Source organism: Paenibacillus anseongensis, from assembly GCF_009757995.1.
GTDB lineage: Bacteria > Bacillota > Bacilli > Paenibacillales > NBRC-103111 > Paenibacillus_E > Paenibacillus_E chondroitinus.
On sequence record NZ_WSEM01000028.1, the window covers coordinates 46,785 to 67,200 of the forward strand.

A 20,416-nucleotide genomic window follows, 5' to 3' on the forward strand; every position below is an offset into this window, starting at 1 on the left:
GATTTCCTGAGGGTTGTCTTATTTTAAATGCCGCTAAACATCTATGCCGATGAATTTTGTGGTATCCTTCATAGATATACTGCTTCTTATTGGCTTAGTCGTTTCGAATTGCTTTTTTATAAAGCGCTTACATAAAAAGGGTCGGAAGTCCGGCGTTCTAGGGGGAAACTATGAAACGTACTATCTTTATACGTCTTTTGCTGCATTTAACCATTTCCGTCGTGTTGATTACGCTCTTGGTCGGTACGCTCGTATACCGATATACAGATTCGATGCTGAGAGAAGAAGTGCTCCTCCATAATCAGGAATTGCTCGGGCAATCGAAGAAAATGGTCGAGCAGGCACTTGGAGAAGTGAAGCAATCAGCGGCTTCGCTTGCCTTGCACTCCGATCTGCAGAAAACAGTATGGCTTTCATGGGATTTGGAGGAGGAGTACCGATTTCTGAAAAATACCGAAGATCTCCTCACCGAACGGATTAATTCCTCCACGTACCTGGACTCCATCTATTTGTACAGCGCCCAAAATCAAAAGTTGATCTCCTCCTCCGGCATCACCGACTTGCAGCAGTTTTCATACAAGCAAGGGGTGCAGCAATTTATGGAAAGCAAACATATTTACGATTGGCAAGCTGTGCATCTGGAAGAAGGCGATCATTCCGTCAACGTCATGACGTTCCTTTTCTCCGTCCCCATCTGGGGCATCCAGAAGAAAGGCGCGATCCTTATGAATTTGAAAGAGGATGTGCTGTACAGCGCCGTCGTTAATTCGAATAACCGCAAGCTCGGGAATGTAGCCATTTTAAACCAGGAGGGCGAAGTGCTCTCGTATAAGGATAAAAGCATGCTGCTCAGCCGGTTCAATCAAGCGGACATCCAGCGGATTCAGCGTGAGAAGGAAGGCTCGTTCACGGAGAAGATCAATGGGCAGGATACCCTTGTATCCTTTTTGACCTCGGATGCCAACGGCTGGATTTATTTGACTCTGAATCCGTCAGCAGAAGTATTCAAGAAATCCCACGAAGTCATCCGCGTGACGCTCCTGATTTCCTATATCGCTTTTTCGCTGGGAATGCTAATGATGATTATCGTATCCATCCGATATTACAAGCCTGTAAGAAAAACGGTTCACATGATTTCAACGCTGCTGGACAAGCCTTTCTCCAAAATGCACGACCGAGATGAGTTCAGCTATATCGGCGATTCGGTCAACAGGCTTTATGTCGAAAAAGAAGCATTTAAAGAAAAATTTCGCGGTCAAGAACTCGTCATTCGGGATCATGTCGTACTCAGCCTGCTGTCGGGCAAGACGAATGACGACGAGTTAATGCGCCAAATGCAGTACTATGAGCTCGATTTAGATCACACTCATTTCATTGTGCTTGTGCTTCGCATCCATGTGGAAGCCGATATTCCGGCAGGGCCTGAGGAGCAGGCGCTAAATTTACTGCATTTTCAGGTGCGCGCCATCAGTGAAGAACTCATCGCAGCTTGTGGGAAAGGGCTGTACGTCAGCCAGTTCCACAGCCGTGATGTACTTATTATGAACGCCGGTCATTGGGGAGGCCCTCAATCCGCCTACCATCATGCGAAGGAGCTGGCGATTCGGTTGCGGAACCGGGTGGCTGTTGAGCTGCATGGAACGGCAGTTACCGTAGGTATCGGCGGAAAGTATGAGAAGTTAAGTGAGATCTCCCTATCGTATAACGAAGCTTTGGATGCTTTGCTGTACGAACGGATTGCCGGCAAAGGCAGCATTCTAAGCATTTCAGACTATCAGACCAACCATGTGGACCGCAGTCGCTTCACCGCCTGCAGGCAGCTCGTGGACAAGCTGATTCATGAGCTCAAAACGTGGAACACGGATAAGGCGCTGCAGCTCAAGGACGAGCTGATCGAACGGCTTGCGAGCGATGAATTGGTTGGCTTTCCCTATAAAGATATTATGTTAACGCAGCTTCTTCATGCGCTTATGACCGTTCGTATTGAGCTTTGTGGAGATGAAGAAGACGGCAGTCCGGACTTAATTTTGGCATTCAGCAAAAAGAACAGCTTGGAGCAAGTTCGCGTCGACCTTGATCTCGTGATACGCGACATCGCTGGAAGATTGGAAGGAAAACGTGAAGTCAAGCATCAAGACGTCGTCGAGAAGCTGGTCGAGTATACCAAGCACAATTACCGGGAGCCGATCAGCTTGCAGACGCTCGCGGATATGGCATTGATGAACAGCCAGTACGTGTCCAAATTGTTCAAAGAAGTGACCGGGAAAAATTTCCTCGATTATTTGACCGAAACACGTTACAACGAAGCTTGCCGTTTGCTTGAACAAACGTATTTAACGATTAACGAAATTGCGGAAGCGACCGGATTCGGACAGAAGCAAAATTTGATCCGTACATTTAAAAAATACTGCGGTTTAACGCCTTCCGAATATCGGAATCAGCGATCCGTGCAGCGGATTAAGGGGTAAAATGAGATAAAAGGCAACAATTGATACTAAAATGAAAATCTGATACTTCATCAAAAACGAAAATTGAATCCATTCAATGGTATTGATTCTTGCCCGACCTCCCCCTCCTTTTTATGATGAAAGTGCAGTCACAAATGCATGAGAAGAGAGGGGGAAGAAAGCTATGTCAGTGCCAATGACGACAATTGCACGCAAACGGCAGCTTCGTAAACCGACTTTTTGGAAACGTTTACTGGCCAACCGTTATTTGTATGCCATGTTGGTGCCTGCGCTTATCTATTATACGGTGTTTCATTACATACCGATGTACGGGGCGCTTATTGCTTTCAAGCAGTTCAGCATCACCAAAGGCATTATAGGCAGTCCATGGGTCGGATTCCAGCACTTCACGTATTTATTCGAATTAGAAAAATTTTGGCAAGTGTTCTGGAATACGATTGTAATCAGCTTGTACAGACTCGTTTTTGGGTTTCCGCTGCCGCTTATCGTCGCAATTCTACTAAATGAAGCCCGTAAAATCATGTTCAAGCGGACGGTTCAAACCATTATCTACTTGCCTCACTTCATTTCTTGGGTCATTATGGGCGGACTCTTGATCAGCTTGCTTTCTACAGATCAGGGCGCCGTTAACAATGCCGTCCGTTCGTTATCCGGGGAACCGATCGGCTTCTTAACCGATGAGCGTATTTTTCGCAGTACATTGGTAGGTTCGATGATCTGGAAGGAGTTCGGCTGGAATACGATCATTTACATGGCTGCCTTGGCAGGTCTAAACCCGCAGCTGTATGAAGCCGCCGTGATGGACGGGGCGAATCGGTGGCGGCGAATCTGGCACATTACACTGCCGGGCATCCGCAGTACGATTATCATCTTGTTCATCCTGCGGATCGGCAGCTTAATGGAGGCAGGATTTGAGCAAATATTCGTCTTGTATCATCCTGGCGTCTATCGCGTAGCCGATATCATCGACACTTATGTTTACCGAATCGGGCTCACCGAAGGGCGCTACAGCCTAGCTGCCGCAGTCGGCCTGTTCAAATCCGCTATCAACTTCACGCTGCTTGTCGTCGCCAACTGGTTGTCCAGAGCGCTCGGCGAGCAGGGTGTGTATTAGGAGGGATAGCTATGCCTAACAGCAGCTTAGGAAGCAAAATCTTCGACTCGCTCAATTACGCGCTCCTTGCTCTATTGGCGTTACTGACGGTATATCCGTTCTGGGATTCGCTGATTGTTTCGATTACGCCGATGCAAGAGAGTGTGACTTCGAGTTTGCATCTAATTCCAAAGAGTGTGACATTCGAGGCTTATCAATACATGCTTAGTCTGGAGCAACTATGGACGTCTTACGGGATTAGCATTTTCATAACCGTCCTGGGTACAGTCATCAGCATGATCGCAACGACAATGGCCGCCTATGCTCTCTCCAAAAAGCAGCTTCCTGGCGGCAGAACGGTCATGTTCTTGATCATTTTTACGATGATGTTCAGCGGTGGTATTATTCCGACTTACTTGGTCATTAAACAGCTTGGCATGATGAACACCGTATGGGCCATGATGGTTCCAACAGCCATTACAACCTATAACCTGATCATTATGCGCAGCTTTTTCAGCTCCATACCTGAGAGCTTGGAAGAGTCCGCTAAGCTAGACGGATGTAATGATTTCGGCATTTTGCTAAGGGTGGTCGTCCCCCTTTCCATGCCGGCGCTGGCGACGATCGCCCTCTTCTACTCGGTGTCCAGGTGGAACGAATTTTTCACGGCAGTCATGTACATTACGGATAAAAAAATATGGCCTTTACAGCTCTTCCTGCGCTCCATGCTGATTGATAACGAGGCCGCTTTCCAATCGGGAGGGGACAGCCCTTTCCTTCTCGGTCCATCCGTCAAAATGGCGACGATTATGATATCCGTCATTCCTGTTATTCTTATCTATCCCTTCTTTCAACGTTATTTCGTGCAAGGGGTTACGCTTGGAGCTGTTAAGGAGTAGCAAGAATCGTAATTTAAGTATAGGAAAATGAGGAGGAACGAACATGCGAATGCAATTACAGACAAAATGGGTAAGTTTTGCATTAGCTTCAATACTTGCATTAACAACGGCAGGTTGTTCTACTAAAACGGACAATGCGAACCTGGCCGAGGGCAGCGCAAAAACCGGGCAGCCCACAAAGCTGGTGTTTCTGACATCGGGCGATGCGGCCGCCAAGTCGATTCAGCCTGGGGACCGCATTATTGCTGAAATTAATAAGCGACTAGGCATTGATCTCGAAGTCAGAACCGTTCCAGAGGGCGGATATGAGAAAATCAGCGTAGCCATGGCTTCGGGCGATATGCCGGATGTCGTAACGATTAACTATCCTTCGGCATCCGTAAGCCAATGGATCAGTGAGGGTTTGCTCGTCCCGCTTAACGACTATTTCCCTGTTATGCCGACCGCCAAAGCGAAAATTGAAGCCAATTTCAAGGGAACGGCTGTTGATGGAAAGTATTACGGCTATCCATTCGTCGAACTCGAACGTGCCAATCAAACGCTTGCCTACCGAGCGGATTGGCTGCAAACGCTTGGGCTGAAACCGCCTGAGACGCTGGATGACTTTTATCAAACTATGAAAGCCATTGCTACGCAAGATCCGGACAAAAACGGCAAAGCGGACACCTATGGCCTAACGGGAGTTAAGAGTAACGGGTTTAACAGTTCCTTCAACTTCGTGTTTTATGCCTATGGTTTGCCTTACTCCGACTGGGCGCTAGATAACGGCGGGAAAGTCATTCCCATTTTTGAGCATCCCGCATTTAAGCAAGGTGTTCAGTATATTCACAAATTGTGGAGCGAGAAACTGATCGATCCCGAATTTTTGCTCAACGACACGCAACAGCGCGAGCAGAAGTTTTATCAAAGCAAAGTCGGATTCATGGCCCCTGCTCTTTACCGGCATGTGAGTCGACTGGAAACGAGTTTGCAAAAAGTAAATCCTAACGGCAAGCTTGGGTTTATGGCTCCGCCTGCTGGTCCGGATGGAAAACGGGGTCTGGCGCAAGCCCCGAAGAGCGGCCTATTCACGGCGATTACGAAAAGTGCGAAAAATCCTGAAAAAGCGGCGAAATTCATTGAATTCATGCTCTCCAAAGAAGGCCGTGATTTGCTGGAGCTAGGGATCGAAGGCGTCCATTATACCAAACAAGGCGATAAAATTACTTACAATGAAGAAGAACGGGCAAAAGATAACTTTGCTTCGAACGGATGGTCTCATCCGCTTGCCTGGGGTAGTGTCGTTTGGCCGCTGACGGAAACCTACTTGCCGCAAACCGAGCCTCAAGCGGACAGGGCTAAACAATCCGTAGAGATTGCCTCCAAATATATGGTTCCGAATTTGGTCAACACGACAACTCCGGAAGAAATTGAACGAGGCAGTGTCATTAATGAACTGGCCAATCAATATTATTTGGATATGATTACGGGCAAGAAAGATATCGACAGCGGGCTGGTCGAACTGTCCAAGAAGTGGCGGGAACAAGGCGGCGACAAGGTGCTGGAAGCTGTCAATAAAGCTTATTTGGGACAAAAAAAATAAGTGATGGAGGCGAATGAACGACGATGAGTACCGATCAAAAGCAGGAATCGACGCATGCAAACCGAAATGAGCAGCCTAACATTATAGTCATCTTATCGGACGACCATGGGGCGTGGGCTATGGGCTGTGCAGGCAATCATGAGATCCGCACACCTAATCTGGATCGTCTTGCAGACCAAGGGATGAGGTTCTCCAGCTTTTTTTGCACCTCACCGGTCTGCTCGCCGGCACGCGCTTCGCTGATGACTGGGCGCATTCCGTCCCAGCATGGTGTACACGATTGGATCCGGGATGGCAATGTAGGTGACTCCGCTATCCAATATTTGCAGGGGCAGATGGCGTACACCGATGTGTTGGCTGGTGCCGGTTACGTTTGCGGACTAAGCGGCAAATGGCATTTGGGAGACAGCATCACACCGCAAAAAGGCTTCACGCACTGGTATGCGCACCAAAGCGGCGGCAGCAATTATTACGATGCCCCGATGATTCGCAACGGCGAGCTGGTGAATGAGCCTGGCTATCTGACCGACGTCATCACGGACGATGCGCTTTCCTTCTTGGATCGGCAGGACGGCAGCAAGCCGTTTTACTTAAGCGTCCACTACACGGCGCCTCACAGTCCATGGATCGATAATCATCCTCAGGACATTGTCGATTCTTACGATAACTGCAAGTTCGAAACTTGTCCGCAGGAGCCCAAGCATCCATGGTCGATCAAAACAGCGCCATGGTCAGACGACCAACGGGAGAATTTGAAAGGCTACTTTGCCGCTGTGACCGCGATGGATACGAATATCGGCCGGATCGTAGATAAGCTGGACAGCATGGACATTCGCAAAGATACCCTGATTATTTATATGGGGGACAACGGCTTCAACTGCGGCCATCACGGCATATGGGGAAAAGGAAACGGGACGTTCCCGCAGAACATGTTCGATACTTCTGTCAAAGTACCGGCCATTTTTAGCCAGCCGGGCATCATTCCTCAAGGGCAAGTTTGCGATAATCTCGTAAGCGGGTACGATTTCATGCCTACGCTGCTTGCTTATGTGGGCTGTGAGCAACCGAACACCATAAAGCTTCCTGGATCAAGCTTCCACTCCCTCCTCCTGGGCGAATCGGCTCCTATGCGTGAGCAGGTTGTCATTTATGACGAGTACGGTCCTGTGCGCATGATTCGGACGACCGACTGGAAATATGTGCACCGCTACCCATACGGTCCGCATGAGCTGTACCATTTGGCTGAGGATCCCGATGAAAGGCATAATCTGATCGACCTGCCAGGGACGCAAGAGCAGAGCGTCGCAATGAGAGGCGAACTGGAAGCCTGGTTTGCCCGCTACGTCGATCCCATGATTGACGGCGCCCGTGAAGGGGTAACCGGATTCGGGCAAATCGGGTTAGCCGGCGTTCATGGTAAAGGGAAAAAAGCCTATTTTGAGTAAGAAACAGGACAAATGAGGGCAATTGAGCCTTGTCGTTAAAATAAGCTAGAATACGACACCGACATTCGAGCGACATTTTATCCAAAGTACGTTAACCTATGAAAAATGATTCATAGGAGGACAACCATGATGAGAGATTTGGAATTCATTATAATGGGTGTGTTCGTTGTAGGTATCATGTTCTGCATGTTTGTAGATGTGCTCATAAAGGACAAAGCGATGAGGTTCTCCTATCAGAGTCAACACGGGAATGAAAGCAGTGAAAAACCTCCGAAGGTCATTGAGGTATTTGAGGGGCTTGCGGATTTCGGAGGCTCAGAGGAGACATTGCCACTGTCTTTATCTTCCGTCCAAAAAAGAGAAGTTGTTTACCCGATGTATATAGATTGCAGCCGCAACACTCTTCAAGCGCAGCCACCTGCGTGCTGAATACGTGCCGAGGATGCGTGGAGCGCAGCTTCCTATCTCCTAAAAAGGGAATGGACTCGGGGAAATCCCCGTGTCCGTTCCCTTTTGTTCGGCTGCTTCTAATCTAGCAAAAAGCCTCAAAATTCTCGCTGTACGCGGACATTTTGGGGCTTTTTGCTAGATTTCTATGAATGGCTTCTCAATAACGCCGATTACTCCTGCTATTTATCGCAATAAACCCACTTTTATGCTCATAGCGGGAGTTTCTGCCACTAATTTCGCCGAAACTACCTGATATTGGCCAACTATCGGCGATTTAGATGGAGTTTCTACATCTATTTCTTCCACGGCCGCTGAGCAGCACAGATTAGCGGTAGCTTTTCCATCTTTTTCATCTGGCCAGTTGCAGCAGGCTCTTCCCACCTACCTCCTCATCGATTCCGATTCCGATACAGCAGAAAAATAAAAAACGGAGCGCCAATAGCTGCGGTAAACACGCCGGCCGGAATATCCAGTGGAGGAAACGCCGTTCTCGCCACTGTATCGGAGATCAAGACCATCAGGCTTCCAATCAGCGCTGATACGGGAATTAATCCCCCATACGAGGGTGCAACCAGCTTTTTAGCAATATGCGGCGCAATTAATCCTACGAAGCCAATCGCACCGGCAACCGCCACCGCCGAACCCGCCAGCGCCACGCTGATGAAAAGCAAGAAAAAGCGATGCAGCTGAACGGTGGCTCCCAGCCCTGCAGCCAGGTCATCTCCCATCTCCTGTAAGTTAATATGCCTGGCAAAATAGAGCGCCAATGGAATGAACACAATCACCCAAGGCAGCAAGGTATACACGTTGTCCCAAGATGTGCCGTAGACGCTCCCAGTCAGCCATGTATACGCTTTGGTCGCTGAATTCATCGGGCTGAGCACGATCATTAACATCGTTAAGGAACTGGTCGCCGCCGAAATTCCGATCCCGATCAGAACCAGCCTCGTGGGTGTAATCCCTTTATGCCACGCCAATAAATAAATGATCAGGGACACGAAGCCAGCCCCCACAAAAGCAGCTACAGGCAGCCAATGAATGCTGACAGTGCCTGCAAAATAAGTAATGAACGTAACTGCCGCTAACGTGCCCCCTCCAGTTACACCAATAATATCAGGCGAGGCAAGCGGATTACGAATCATTCCCTGAAGAATCGATCCAGCAACACCCAGCGAAGCGCCCACGAGGATGGCCACAATAATCCGTGGAAGCCTTAGCGTTCCGATCACTAATTCATGTTGCGGAGTGCTTTGTCCAAAGATCGTTTTCAACACATCCTGCGGTGTTATGAAATTGCTGCCAAGCCCCGTACTAATCAAGAACAACACGATTGTCAGCAATGTCAGACCAGATATAACAAGGAGTGTCCTCCTATGAAAAAGAAAAGAAAACCTGCCGGTTTTACTTCGGTACACGACTAACCGACTCATGACGATGACGTCCCTCCTTTCGAGCGCAGCCCTTTTCTAGCGGTATAGATGAAAAAAGGTACGCCGATCAAAGCCGTCATAACGCCAAGCGGTACTTCTCCCGGCATAATGACAAATCGGGCAACAAGATCAGCCAAAAGAAGCAAAATAGCCCCCAAAACAGCACAATATGGAATCACCCAACGATAATCGAGGCCAACAACAAACCGGGCAATATGCGGTATCACAAGACCGACGAAACCGATCGAACCGGCGACAGCCACCGAGCTGCCTGCTAACAGGATTACGGTTATGGCTACCGTCACTTTAACTAGTCCAAGCTTCTGGCCCAAACCCTTGGCAACATCGTCACCCGAAGCAAGGATATTAACAGGATGTGCCATCACCAGCGCTGTAACGGCGGCAACTAGCATATAGGGCAGCACCGGAATCAACGTATCCAGATTTTTGCCCGCCACAGCCCCTGCTAACCAAAACATGACATTCTGCAAGGTAGCCTCACGAACGACCAACATCCCTTGCGTAAACGAACTGAACAGTGCGGTCATGGCAGAACCGGCCAATACAATTTTAATCGGCGTAAGTCCCTCTCGTCCTAGAGAACCGAGGAAATATACAGCGAAAGCAGCAATACCAGCACCAGCGAACGCTACCCAAATCAATTGGTCAATTGAAGTAAGTGGGAGAAATGTAATCGCGATGACGACAAAAGATACGGCCCCTGCATTAATGCCAAAAATGCTCGGGGACGCTAACGGATTCCGTGTCAGCGCCTGCATGAGCGCACCTGCAATGGCCAAGTTCCCTCCAACCATTGTAGCGAATAGAGCCCGGGGAATCCGGGTCGTTCGAATGATCACTTGCTCGTTCGAATTCACATCGTAATGAATTAATGACTGCACAACCGATGCAACACTTGTATGCGATGAACCAAGCACAACACTTAGCACAAAGGATAGTACAAAAATAATTATCCCAAACACCAAACCCAGCGCTTTATAAGGTGTCTGGTGCAATAATGGTCTCACAGGGATCCTCCTCTTCTAAATTCACTGTAAAATTAAGGGAAGGCCGTTGACATAAAGGTCAACAGCCTCGAAATTCCAATTATTTCGTCACACCATAGAATTTATAAAGATCATCAATCATTAGAGTTGCTGCCAACGGGCCGGAACCGTTATTCCACGTTGCTGCATTCACTTCGAATACTTTACTCGCTTTAACAGCTCTCAAGTTTTTCCACAGCGGGGAGTCACTCCAAGTTTTTCTTAACTCCAGGCGTCCATCCGTACGATTTGCCGTTTGGTCAAAAATGATGTCTGCATCCATCTGTGTGATATTCTCTTTGGATTGCAGTTGAATACCCCACTCTTTACCCCGTTGGTTGGCAGGACGTGTAATCCCAAGTTCCTCCAAGACAGATGCCGAGAACCCTGTGTACACGATACGGGCATGATCCACACGGAAGTCAACGATGCCGGCTTCCAGTTTCAGCTTATCTCCCATCTTTGCTTTAAAATCCGTTACTTTTTTATTCCAGTCAGCCAAAAACTTAGTTTCAGCATCCTTCGTATTCGTCGCTTCAGCTGTCAATTTCAACGAGTCTTTCCAGAAATACACGTCTTCCGTCATTACCGTTGGTGCAATAGCTTTTAATTGCTCATAAATTTTTTCATCACGGAATTTACTTCCGATAATAAGGTCCGGCTGCAAAGCAACCAATTTCTCCAGGTTCGGCTGATTTTCCGACCCCAGGTTCGTAACGCCGTCCATTTTGTCCTTGATGTAGTTGTACCAAGGCTGCTCGATCCACGCCTCAACCGCTCCAACCGGCTTCACGCCTAAAGCCAAAGCAGCATCTGTCGCCCCTTGGAACAAAGTCACAACTTTTTTAGGCGTTCCTTTGATTTCCGTCGTGCCCATCGCGTGCTTGATCACTCTGACGCTATTCGCGTCCGCAGTCGCCTGTGCCGGCGCTTGCGTCTGTGCGGCTGCCGGAGCCGCTTCCTGTTTTGGCTGACAGCCTGTAAATATAGCTGCCATTGAAAGCATTGCAGCCAGTACTAGTGTTGCTTTTTTTTGCCTTACCATTTTTGTTGATCCCCCTACATATATATTCGATCAATGATATTGATTCTCATTCTTATTATACGGAAGTACCTGGTTATGAAAATGGACATTCGCGACCACTTTTTTGGACTTTTCTGACAATTATCCCCATACTTCCAAACCTAACTGCGTGTTACCAGTTCATGTTCAAGGGTTAAACCTAAATGCTCTCTCAACGTGGAACCTGTATATTCCGTGCGATAAATGCCCCTTTTCTGAAGCTCGGGAATCACTTTATTCACAAAATCATCCAAACCTCCTGGCAAGAGCGCAGGCATCAGATTAAACCCATCTGCCGCTCCGTTCACCAACCAACGCTCCATTTCATCTGCAATCTGCACAGCCGTTCCGGCAAAAGTAAAATGCCCTCTGCCCCCAGCCGTCCGGATAATCAGCTCTCGAATCGTCAGGTTTTCCCGGCGCGCCAGGTCGACATATAGTTGGAACCGTGCTTTCTGCCCTTGTATCTCGTCTATGGATGGAAGATCCTCGAGCGGCACGGGACCGTCCAGCGGATATTGAAACAAATTGATTTTGAGCAGATCCGATAGGCTCCGAATGCCGTATTCAGAGACGGCCAGCTCATTCAGCTCTCTTTCTTTCGCCTTGGCTTCCGCTTCCGTGTCCCCGACAAATGGGATAAACCCAGGCAGGATTTTCAATTGATCCTCGGAACGTCCAAACTGCTTCAATCTGCTTTTCACATCGGAATAAAAGGCAATCGCTTCCTCCATCGTGTTCTGCGCCGTAAAAATCACTTCCGCCAACTCGGCAGCAAACTGCTTGCCATCTTCGGATGAACCGGCTTGCACCAAGACAGGGTGCGTTTGTGGAGAACGCGGGATATTCAAGGCCCCTTTTACAGAGAAAAATTCACCAGCAAACTCCGCGCCCTTAATCCGGCTGACATCAGCATAGATGCCTGACTGCTTATCAACCAGCAACGAGTTCTCTGCCCAACCAGCCCACAACCGTTTAACAACCTCCACGAATTCCTTGCCGCGTTCATAACGGACTTTATGATCCAAATGGTGATCCTTGCTAAAATTATGCGCCGTTGCATCCCCTGTCGAAGTCACGATATTCCATCCCGTCCGACCTCCGCTAATGTGATCGAGAGAAGCGAATTTCCTCGCAATATGGTACGGCTCATTGTAAGTGGTCGAGGCTGTTGCCGTCAGTCCGATGTGTTCGGTCACGGCCGCTATCGCAGATAGCAGCGTGAACGCTTCAAGCTGGGGAATGACCCGATATTTAATTAACGGGGTTAACCTATATTTTTCAGCTAAAAAGATAGAATCCATTTTGCCTCGCTCGGCGGTTTTGGCCAGCTGTTGGTAGTAGTCCAGACTTGTCGCAAGCTGCGGCTGCGCGTCCGGATGCCGCCATGAGGCTTCATGATGGCCTGTGCTCAAAATAAACAAGTTCAAATGCAGCTGTTTCTTCGGTTCTTTCACTCCTATCACCTCATATACGGAAATTTATCTAGATCGGCAGGACGTAGCCGTATTCTTTTCTTCTCTGCTCTTCCTTCTGCTGTTTCTCCAAAGCCTTCAAGCCGATTTCCGTCGCTTCGCTCGGATTAATAACGAAAACACCGTCATCATCCCCCACGATCAAATCGCCGGGCTGGATGCTTACCCCAAATACGCTAATAGGTGTATTAACCTCGCCCTCCAGCTTCAGCGTCCGCGTGGTGAGTGCGCTGATGCCCTTGGAATACACGGGAAAGCCGAGCCCCGTAATCGCGCGAACATCCGCAGCGCAGCCGGAAACAATGACACCGGCAACCTTTTTAGCTATCGCCGCATAGGTTCTGAATTCTCCCCAACAAGCACGCTGCTCATCGCCGGACATGTCAATCACGAGCACATCCCCGGGCTGCACCAACTCCATAGCCTTAGTAATGGCGCTGGAGTCAATATGCGGTGTACGTACCGTTACAGCGTTCCCCAACAGACGAATCGGTCTGAACAACGGCTGAGCGCCGTGCAGAAAGCCGAAGTCTGTCATATGACCGATCGTAGAGGGGCTAATGTCTTTATACAGCTCCAGAAGTTCAGGCGTTACGCCTTGTACCCTTGGTTGAATACGAAACATACGTGATCTCTCCTATCGTTAACATCGTTAATTATGCGCGACTCGTCAGCTGAGCTTCTTTGCTCAAGTCCTTGGTCTGATGTGCCTCACTCAAAACATGAAAGGGATTCGCCACTTCGCCTTGGCCATAAGGCATGCTGCCCGGAACGCGCAAAGCCTGCTTTTTTAGAAGCGGACGCACGATCTGCTTCCATGGCCAAGCAGCCTTAACGAACAGCGCATCGTTCAGAACTTCCGCTACTTCATCCGGCACTTCTGCTTTCTGGATGGCCTCCTCCAAGCATGACTTCAGCTCTTTCCACAAGGAGGCTTCATTCAAGCCGTAGTAGTCAGCAACGCTTTTCAGAATGGCGTAGCTGTTCACTTGGATGCCGAGCATTTGGAAAAAAGTCAGCAGCTTTTGCGGCTGATCGTGATACAGCGAGTTCGGATATCCCGCACGGAGCGTGTATGCCGGGTCTTCGAGACCATTCGCGTTTAACCAAGGCACATGCACGCGCAGTGCATCATGATCGCGAAGCAGCAGCCCTTCTATTTTGCCTTGCTTCCAGACCAGCACGCAGTTCTGGCCGTGCACTTCCGGCATCATGCCGAGTCGGAACAAGCGGAAACAGATCTCGAAGTAGGACACCAGCACTTCACGAAACAGCCGCACGACAGCATCGGCACTTAGATCGGATCCAATCCATTTTAACCACTCATCAAATAGATGTCCGTTTTCCACAGACTCATGAACCGAAAGCGCTGACATCGGCAGCAGACGAATATCAGCATCTTGCACAAGCTCTGCTGGATATTCCCGAATCATCGTAGATAAATGTCTTGGATAGTCCGCGAACAAATCCCGGTCTTCCGGCAAATACGCCCACCATTTCGTTTCATCGCATAAAAACAGCTTTTGCTTCAGCACGGTATCCCGCTCCACGGCTTGTCTCATCAATGACTCCGCTTGCTGGCCGTTCATCAGCTTAATCGCCGACAAATAACGAAGTCCGCCAAGTGAATAAATGCCTAACGGCAGTTTCACATGATAAGGACTCTGATTCTCCGGCATTAAGGAGCGCACGGATGACGTTGCGTAGAAGGTGCCCGTTTCCGTCTCCAAAGGAATGCAGATCTTCTCTTCGAGCTCTCTTTTAATCTGCTCCGGCAAAATCGCGGACATCTGCCATGGATGCACAGGAATCGCTGTATATGCGCCTTCACCTAGACCGCGTCTGTCCAGCTCCGCGTTGATTTGATTTCGTTCCTCCTCCGAAAGCAGTAGGTCTACCGGAAACAACTCGCGCCCTTCCTCAAGCCCGGATACGACGTAATCCTGCTTCACAGCCATCCAGTTCAGCTTGATCGGACGTCCGAATTCAGCCGTGTAGCTGCTGCACTCGTCATAAACCCATCCTTGCTTCACTTTGGACACTGGATGGAATGGCCGGTCACGGTAAGCCGCTTTACGCTCTGCCTCCAGCAGGGAAGCCGCCTGCGGCAATCCGAGAATCGGCGCGCTCGGCTGCTCATTTTCCAGCGAAAATGACGTTTGCAGCAGCGTTTGTTCGATCATATGCAGGAACTTCACCGCGCCATATGGATCGACCGCCACCGGGTCATTGGCGTACAGCGTCACAACATGCCCCATAAGCTCCAGCGAGCCGAGCCTGGACAGTTTTCCTTGGTTCACTTTAAACACACCGTAGGAAGCTTCAAACCGATATGGCTGTGTAATCGACGTGCTCACTGGTAACACAATGACGGCATCCTCCAGCTTCCACCGGTATACATGAGTTGCCTGCGCTTCTACCTCAGCTCCAAATTGCTGCTGAACCATTTTCAACAGATCGTCCTGAGAGGCAATGGAAGTCCACTCTTCTTTGGCTATCAGCTCTACAGACGCATGACCTTCTAGAAATTGTTCCGCCAGTAAAGCATTCACCAGATCTTCCATTACCCGTTGTTCAGCCTTATTACCTGCATGTTTGTTTGGCATTATACACGGCCTCCTTGTGAGAAACGATAATGGGCTAACGGGTTCGGAACATGCTTCGGATCGACTTCCATGTCCTTCCACAGCCTTCTACGCGCTAATTGTTCGATCCGAATTGTATCGGAGAAGAGATCATATTTTTCAAAATTAGCCTTATGCTCGGGGTGCTCCTGTTGATATTGCTGAATGACATCGGCGACCATTTGCCAAAACTCCGACTCTTCCAGCCCGTAACGCTCGTTCAAAAATATCCCGATATCGCCTAAACAAACGAAGAAAAAGGCGCTATGCAGAAAATCTTTCACGGCTTCCAAATCATCCGTTTGCATATAGGAATGCCGGTTGATTGCCCGGTGCGCTGCTGGTTCCAAGTTCAGGTCCGGACAAAGCTCCGGCTGTGGAAGCTGCGCTTTGGAGAATCGCAGGCCATCGTGGAAATCCTTCAACGCCAGTCGAGCAGGCAGGCCGTCTTTGTGAATGAGCACGATATTTTGGGCATGCGACTCCATCGCCAATCCGTGCGCATACAGCATGTGAATAAGCGGGGTTATAGCTGTATCAAGCAGCTCGCGCGTCCAGGCCTGGAGGCCATATTGCTGTACCCACGGCTCAATGAATGGCTGCTGACCGTCTACATACGTGACTGAGCTCAGCGGAATAGCGGCTTCGCCGTCTTTCAAGAAGCGGTGTACGCTTTGCCTCCACACGACCCCCAAGTTCCCGTAAGCCTGCGGCTGCAATTCAGCTGGAAGCTTATCATACTCATAGGTGATGCCAGCAAATTCAGCCAGAAAAACAAGATCAAGCTTCTGAGCCGTCTCATCCTTCTCCGTCAGTGACAACAACCAGCGCGAAACAAGCGGCGCGTTCAGAATCGTATGCTTCGCAAGCATGCGTCTTGTCGATGTATTCGTAATATTTAGCGCCATTTTCAAGTAAGCTCTCTCCGGGTTCGACTGATTCGCCCAACTGCGAATGGATTGCTGCGCACGGTACACATCTTCCCCAAACCCAAGCTTCACGATTGTAGAATCCGTTAACTGCTGCTGAAAGGCAGAGGTAATCATGTGTTCCCACTGCCAAGGATGAACAGGCATGAACAGATACTCAGCCGCATTTAACCCTTTTTCCGTCAAAATCGCCACGAACCGGCTAACAACGTCACTGCCAAGTTCAGCTTGAATCATGTTCCGATAATCTTCGCCTTCCAAAAGAGAAAGCTGACTTTGAGCCTTGGCAACGGCCAACCATACAGGCTGCAGATCCTGATTGAATTCAGGGCCGTAACGGGCATTCTCCTCCAGGCTGAAGCCGATTCGAGACTTATAGCACGGGTGATACGGATGGCCGTCCAGCAAGCTTTCCAACTCATCATAGCTGCGCTGCTGCCTTGTTTGCGGCAAAGATGCCCGGTAAGCCTGAGCCTGCACATCGTTCACGAACGTGCTTTGCAGCTCTTGAAGCAGCATACCCAGTCGTTCTTTGTCCGGCTGAATCTGGCCAAGCACTTCCAGGACGAACTGGGATACTTGCGCAGTGGCCCATTCTTCCTTCCCCTTCTGGCGCTTGATTGTATCTCTGGCTAAACGGATGCGGTCAAAGGTCATTTTTCTTTTCGCCTGAAAACGATAAGTTACCGTCTCCCCGTCAGCTGCCTTCCCTTCTAAAACAAGTTCTCCGTTAAATCCGGAAGCCGGCACCCCGCTCAAGGGGATGGCAATTTGCTCATAAAGAACAGCTTCAATTAACTGGCCAAGCACCCGTTCCTCTACTTTTTTATCCAAATCAACTTGGCTTGCAGATACCCATTGTGTCGTATTCATTCGCTACACCTCATTTGATTATTTCCTGACCGACGGCCAGAGCAGCCGAATCCTTGCGCTGCGTGATGTGGGGAAACACGTTCACTCTCATCCAAATGTTACTCATAATCAGCAGTCCGGCTGCACACAGAAAGATCATCGGCAAGCCAAAATTCGACGCGATGACGCCCATACCGAGTGAACCTGCCAAGCCGCCCAGCAGCACTGTGCAGTTAACATAACTGTATGTGCGGCTCTCCATGCCTACCGGTGCATACTGCCGAATCAGCACATTCATCGATGGCATCATGCCGCCAATGCAAGCACCGGTGCAAAACCTTAAGACAATTAACTGCCACAACTGGTGGACAAATGCCTGCGGGATCGAAAACACAATCGCACCAAGTACCGCATAAATAAAAATGCGATGTGAACCGTATTTGTCGCCGAGCTTGCCCAGATACGGAGCTGTGATCATATTGGCAATCCCCATGGATGCCGAGGTGATCCCTGCCAGAACGACCAGATTATCGGATCCGGCTGCCAAATGCTGTACATATAGCGGAATGAGTGGCAGGGTGCCGATCATTGCCGCCCTTAATATTGCGGAGGAGACGAAAAGCGAGGCAATTGGCTTTCTAGCCACAATGATTTTAAAATCCTGAATCAGATCTGTTTTCTTTTCCGCTTTCACTTTCTTCTCGAACTTTTCCTTAACGCCAAAAATAACGATTAGGGCAGCTACAAAAATGCTGATGCCGGTATAAAAAAACACCTCTCTCAAGCCGAAATGGTCAGCCATCAAGCCGCCCAGCAGCGGCCCGCAAATCGTTCCGGCTACCGCCCCGGAGTGTAAAATACCCAGCGCATACCCGCTTCGCTCTTTGGGCGTATTCGTGGCGGTAAGGGCGATTGCCGCCGGGCCGAACCCGGAAAGCACGCCGTTGACGAGACGCAGCAGCAGCAAATGCACCGGGCTGGTGGCAACGCCCATCAACGTAATCGTGACCGCCATGCCGATGCCGGATCGGACGAGCATCACTTTGCGACCATAGCGGTCAGCCAGCTTCCCCCAGATCGGGGAGAACAGAAAGGCTGTCAGTAGGTTCGCACCGTAGATCATGCCGGACCAGAAAAGCACCTTTTTCGGATCCGTAAATCCAAGTTCTTGTAAGTACAACGGTAAAAAGGGGGTAATGCTGCTTGTTGAGGCCATAGCCAGAAATTGACCGACGTATAAAATGTAAAGATTCCGTTTCCACTTCTCCACAGTTACACCTTCATCGGATTTGGGATGTCGACAAACAGCGGTTTTTCTCCCCTAGATAAAAAACAGCTTGTAAAGTTGGCTTTCGCGGGCAGGCTTTCGCTATGCAGCAAATCGTCAAGATAAGGAAGCATCCTTTCGTCTGCTCTCGAACGCTCTTGTTGGAGCACGTCCTGGACGATGCGCCAGTATGGCTCTTCAGCTTCACGGCTATAGGCCGCAATCGTATGCACCAGTGAACCTAAGTGATTCACGAAGAAATAATATTTCGTTCTCATCCAAGTTTCAGACTCTTCGTAGAGCACAGGACTGCTCTCTGCCAGCAGCGTTTGGGTCCAGCCAGCTTCGGCGGCCTTGCGGCGGTCGATACTTACGCCTTCGAGGTCACGCACATAAAAACAATCGGGCATGCCATTCTTCAAGGACACTAGCGAGTTCTGCAAATGAGCCTCGAAGGAAATTCCCTGCTCGGCTAGCAGGCGCAGCAGGGATACCATCGAGATTCGTAAGTATGCAGCCAGCCACTCCCGCAAGTCAGGCAGTGTACCCTGCCCGCTTCGTCTAATTGCCTGGATCAGTTTAGGCTCCTTTTGCCCTGGCAAGCTTTCTAACACCGAAGCCAGCACGTACGTGAATGGGTTAGGAAGCTTCATTGGACGGTAAATGACCGTGAAACAGGCTGACCATTCCTCTGGCATCTCCGTCAACCGAACGCTGCTGTAGCCCGTTTCGGAAAGAATTTGAAAATGTGCATTGTTGCACGCATCCTTAAGATGATGCAGCACGCGTGCCGCATCCATCGTCCGTTCTGCTTGCTCCTGTGTATTCTCGCGCAGCAGATTCGTGATGCGAACATGCAGCGGCAGCTTGAAGCCGTAGCCTCCGGCCGGTTCCCACACTGTTCTTACCGATGAAGTCGGATATACGACAGGACCGCATAAACCAAGGCTGATGATATCCGATTTCTTCATCCTTTCCTGAATTTGCGGCTGGCGCAGGACATGAACCGCCTGCCAAGGATGCATAGGCAGCAATTTGTAGCTTCCTGCTGCATCGCCTAATTGCTGACGCGCATGCAAGGTAGCGAAAGGTCGAAGCGCCACGGCTTCTTCTCCATCCAGCCACTCTTCGTGCACCAGCTCATTGCGGACTGCAAAATAATGCAGTTGAAAGGAAGCCCCCATCTCGGGGCTGTAAGCAGCCAGTTCGTTAAAGTCAAAACCTTCGGTGCTTTTCGGATAAGGATGAAATGGATGACCGATATAGAGCGACTGCTCCGAGCGGACGTATTCCGGCTTCCAGGCGAGTTCCGCCTGGGTTTGATTCAGGAAATGCTCCATATACTGGCTCATTTTCCGGTAGCTATTGTCGATTCGGGATCTTACCCGCTGTTCGTCACTAAGACCATTTTCAGCCTTTTCACTTTTTCCCAGCTCTGCGAGCAGCAGCGTAAGCAACCGTTCCATGTTCAGCTCACGAAATACACCACCGGATATGGCTTCATAAAAAAACGATCCATACGTATGCTGGCCAATAGCCGAGTAATACGTAATGGCCCCGGTGATCGTTTTGCCGATCATGGGAAGATGAAGCATAAACGGATCGCCTTGCTTAGGAAAAGAATCAATAAAATATCGTAATCCGGGGATTGCTGCCCTAGGGTCTCTTTCCCCGGTTTCTCTCAAATAGCTGTTTAGCAATGCGCGTATGGTCGCCGTTTCCGCCAGCTCCGTACTTTTCGCGGCTGAGTCCGTTTGCTGTTGTAACATCCGTGGTCGATCTCTCCTCTCTCT

Annotated in this window: 15 protein-coding genes; 6 read left to right on the forward strand and 9 right to left on the reverse strand. The window is 49.5% G+C overall.

The features are described from left to right. Positions 1-170: 170 nt before the first annotated feature. The 6 genes from GON05_RS28365 to GON05_RS28390 all read left to right on the forward strand — a co-directional run bounded on the left by GON05_RS28365 (position 171) and on the right by GON05_RS28390 (position 7,916). Positions 171-2,468, forward strand: coding sequence for a helix-turn-helix domain-containing protein (locus tag GON05_RS28365; protein WP_157323951.1), 2,298 nt, complete (start codon positions 171-173; stop codon positions 2,466-2,468). Positions 2,469-2,631: 163 nt separating this feature from the next. After that, on the forward strand, positions 2,632-3,582 hold the full coding sequence (locus GON05_RS28370; RefSeq protein ID WP_220138878.1) for an ABC transporter permease: 951 nt from the start codon (positions 2,632-2,634) through the stop codon (positions 3,580-3,582). A gap of 11 nt (positions 3,583-3,593) precedes the next feature. Then, positions 3,594-4,460 (forward strand): carbohydrate ABC transporter permease, encoded by an 867-nt coding sequence (locus tag GON05_RS28375; protein WP_157323953.1) that lies wholly within the window; start codon positions 3,594-3,596, stop codon positions 4,458-4,460. 43 nt (positions 4,461-4,503) lie between these two features. Further along, positions 4,504-6,042: an extracellular solute-binding protein gene (locus GON05_RS28380; RefSeq protein ID WP_157323955.1), complete on the forward strand. Its 1,539-nt coding sequence runs from the start codon at positions 4,504-4,506 to the stop codon at positions 6,040-6,042. A gap of 23 nt (positions 6,043-6,065) precedes the next feature. Beyond that, positions 6,066-7,487, forward strand: a complete 1,422-nt coding sequence (locus tag GON05_RS28385) for a sulfatase family protein (protein WP_157323957.1) — start codon at positions 6,066-6,068, stop codon at positions 7,485-7,487. A gap of 126 nt (positions 7,488-7,613) precedes the next feature. Then, complete coding sequence (locus tag GON05_RS28390; RefSeq protein ID WP_157323959.1) at positions 7,614-7,916, forward strand: hypothetical protein; 303 nt, start codon at positions 7,614-7,616, stop codon at positions 7,914-7,916. Positions 7,917-8,326: 410 nt separating this feature from the next. Here the strand turns inward: GON05_RS28390 and GON05_RS28395 are convergent, their stop codons facing one another. The 9 genes from GON05_RS28395 to GON05_RS28435 all read right to left on the reverse strand — a co-directional run bounded on the left by GON05_RS28395 (position 8,327) and on the right by GON05_RS28435 (position 20,392). Beyond that, positions 8,327-9,367 carry a FecCD family ABC transporter permease gene (locus GON05_RS28395; RefSeq protein ID WP_157323960.1) on the reverse strand — a complete coding sequence of 347 codons (1,041 nt, stop codon included), beginning with the start codon at positions 9,365-9,367 and terminating at the stop codon, positions 8,327-8,329. Next, a complete protein-coding gene (locus GON05_RS28400) occupies positions 9,364-10,395 on the reverse strand; it encodes a FecCD family ABC transporter permease (RefSeq protein ID WP_181646541.1) in 1,032 nt (343 codons plus the stop codon). Before GON05_RS28400 ends, GON05_RS28395 begins: the two co-directional genes overlap by 4 nt. Positions 10,396-10,474: 79 nt before the next feature. After that, positions 10,475-11,458 carry an ABC transporter substrate-binding protein gene (locus tag GON05_RS28405; RefSeq protein ID WP_157323962.1) on the reverse strand — a complete coding sequence of 328 codons (984 nt, stop codon included), beginning with the start codon at positions 11,456-11,458 and terminating at the stop codon, positions 10,475-10,477. Positions 11,459-11,598: 140 nt separating this feature from the next. Continuing rightward, positions 11,599-12,933: an LLM class flavin-dependent oxidoreductase gene (locus GON05_RS28410; RefSeq protein ID WP_181646542.1), complete on the reverse strand. Its 1,335-nt coding sequence runs from the start codon at positions 12,931-12,933 to the stop codon at positions 11,599-11,601. Between the two features lie 28 nt (positions 12,934-12,961). Further along, positions 12,962-13,576 (reverse strand): RraA family protein, encoded by a 615-nt coding sequence (locus tag GON05_RS28415; protein ID WP_157323964.1) that lies wholly within the window; start codon positions 13,574-13,576, stop codon positions 12,962-12,964. Between the two features lie 31 nt (positions 13,577-13,607). Further along, positions 13,608-15,557, reverse strand: coding sequence for an IucA/IucC family protein (locus GON05_RS28420; RefSeq protein WP_157323966.1), 1,950 nt, complete (start codon positions 15,555-15,557; stop codon positions 13,608-13,610). Continuing rightward, positions 15,557-17,377: an IucA/IucC family protein gene (locus tag GON05_RS28425; protein ID WP_157323967.1), complete on the reverse strand. Its 1,821-nt coding sequence runs from the start codon at positions 17,375-17,377 to the stop codon at positions 15,557-15,559. The genes GON05_RS28420 and GON05_RS28425 overlap by 1 nt, the downstream gene beginning before the upstream one ends. A 10-nt stretch (positions 17,378-17,387) precedes the next feature. After that, on the reverse strand, positions 17,388-18,626 hold the full coding sequence (locus tag GON05_RS28430; protein WP_181646543.1) for an MFS transporter: 1,239 nt from the start codon (positions 18,624-18,626) through the stop codon (positions 17,388-17,390). Positions 18,627-18,628: 2 nt separating this feature from the next. Next, positions 18,629-20,392 (reverse strand): IucA/IucC family protein, encoded by a 1,764-nt coding sequence (locus tag GON05_RS28435; protein ID WP_157323969.1) that lies wholly within the window; start codon positions 20,390-20,392, stop codon positions 18,629-18,631. Positions 20,393-20,416: the final 24 nt, after the last annotated feature.

Excerpts from the sequence above, each read along its gene's own strand:
- GON05_RS28435 (WP_157323969.1), bottom strand. The coding sequence starts at position 20,392 with ATGTTACAACAGCAAACGGACTCAGCCGCGAAAAGTACGGAGCTGGCG.
- GON05_RS28395 (WP_157323960.1), bottom strand. The coding sequence starts at position 9,367 with ATGAGTCGGTTAGTCGTGTACCGAAGTAAAACCGGCAGGTTTTCTTTT.
- GON05_RS28390 (WP_157323959.1), top strand. The coding sequence starts at position 7,614 with ATGATGAGAGATTTGGAATTCATTATAATGGGTGTGTTCGTTGTAGGT.
- GON05_RS28370 (WP_220138878.1), top strand. The coding sequence starts at position 2,632 with ATGTCAGTGCCAATGACGACAATTGCACGCAAACGGCAGCTTCGTAAA.
- GON05_RS28375 (WP_157323953.1), top strand. The coding sequence starts at position 3,594 with ATGCCTAACAGCAGCTTAGGAAGCAAAATCTTCGACTCGCTCAATTAC.
- GON05_RS28415 (WP_157323964.1), bottom strand. The coding sequence starts at position 13,576 with ATGTTTCGTATTCAACCAAGGGTACAAGGCGTAACGCCTGAACTTCTG.
- GON05_RS28405 (WP_157323962.1), bottom strand. The coding sequence starts at position 11,458 with ATGGTAAGGCAAAAAAAAGCAACACTAGTACTGGCTGCAATGCTTTCA.
- GON05_RS28380 (WP_157323955.1), top strand. The coding sequence starts at position 4,504 with ATGCGAATGCAATTACAGACAAAATGGGTAAGTTTTGCATTAGCTTCA.
- GON05_RS28365 (WP_157323951.1), top strand. The coding sequence starts at position 171 with ATGAAACGTACTATCTTTATACGTCTTTTGCTGCATTTAACCATTTCC.
- GON05_RS28420 (WP_157323966.1), bottom strand. The coding sequence starts at position 15,557 with ATGCCAAACAAACATGCAGGTAATAAGGCTGAACAACGGGTAATGGAA.
- GON05_RS28385 (WP_157323957.1), top strand. The coding sequence starts at position 6,066 with ATGAGTACCGATCAAAAGCAGGAATCGACGCATGCAAACCGAAATGAG.
- GON05_RS28425 (WP_157323967.1), bottom strand. The coding sequence starts at position 17,377 with ATGAATACGACACAATGGGTATCTGCAAGCCAAGTTGATTTGGATAAA.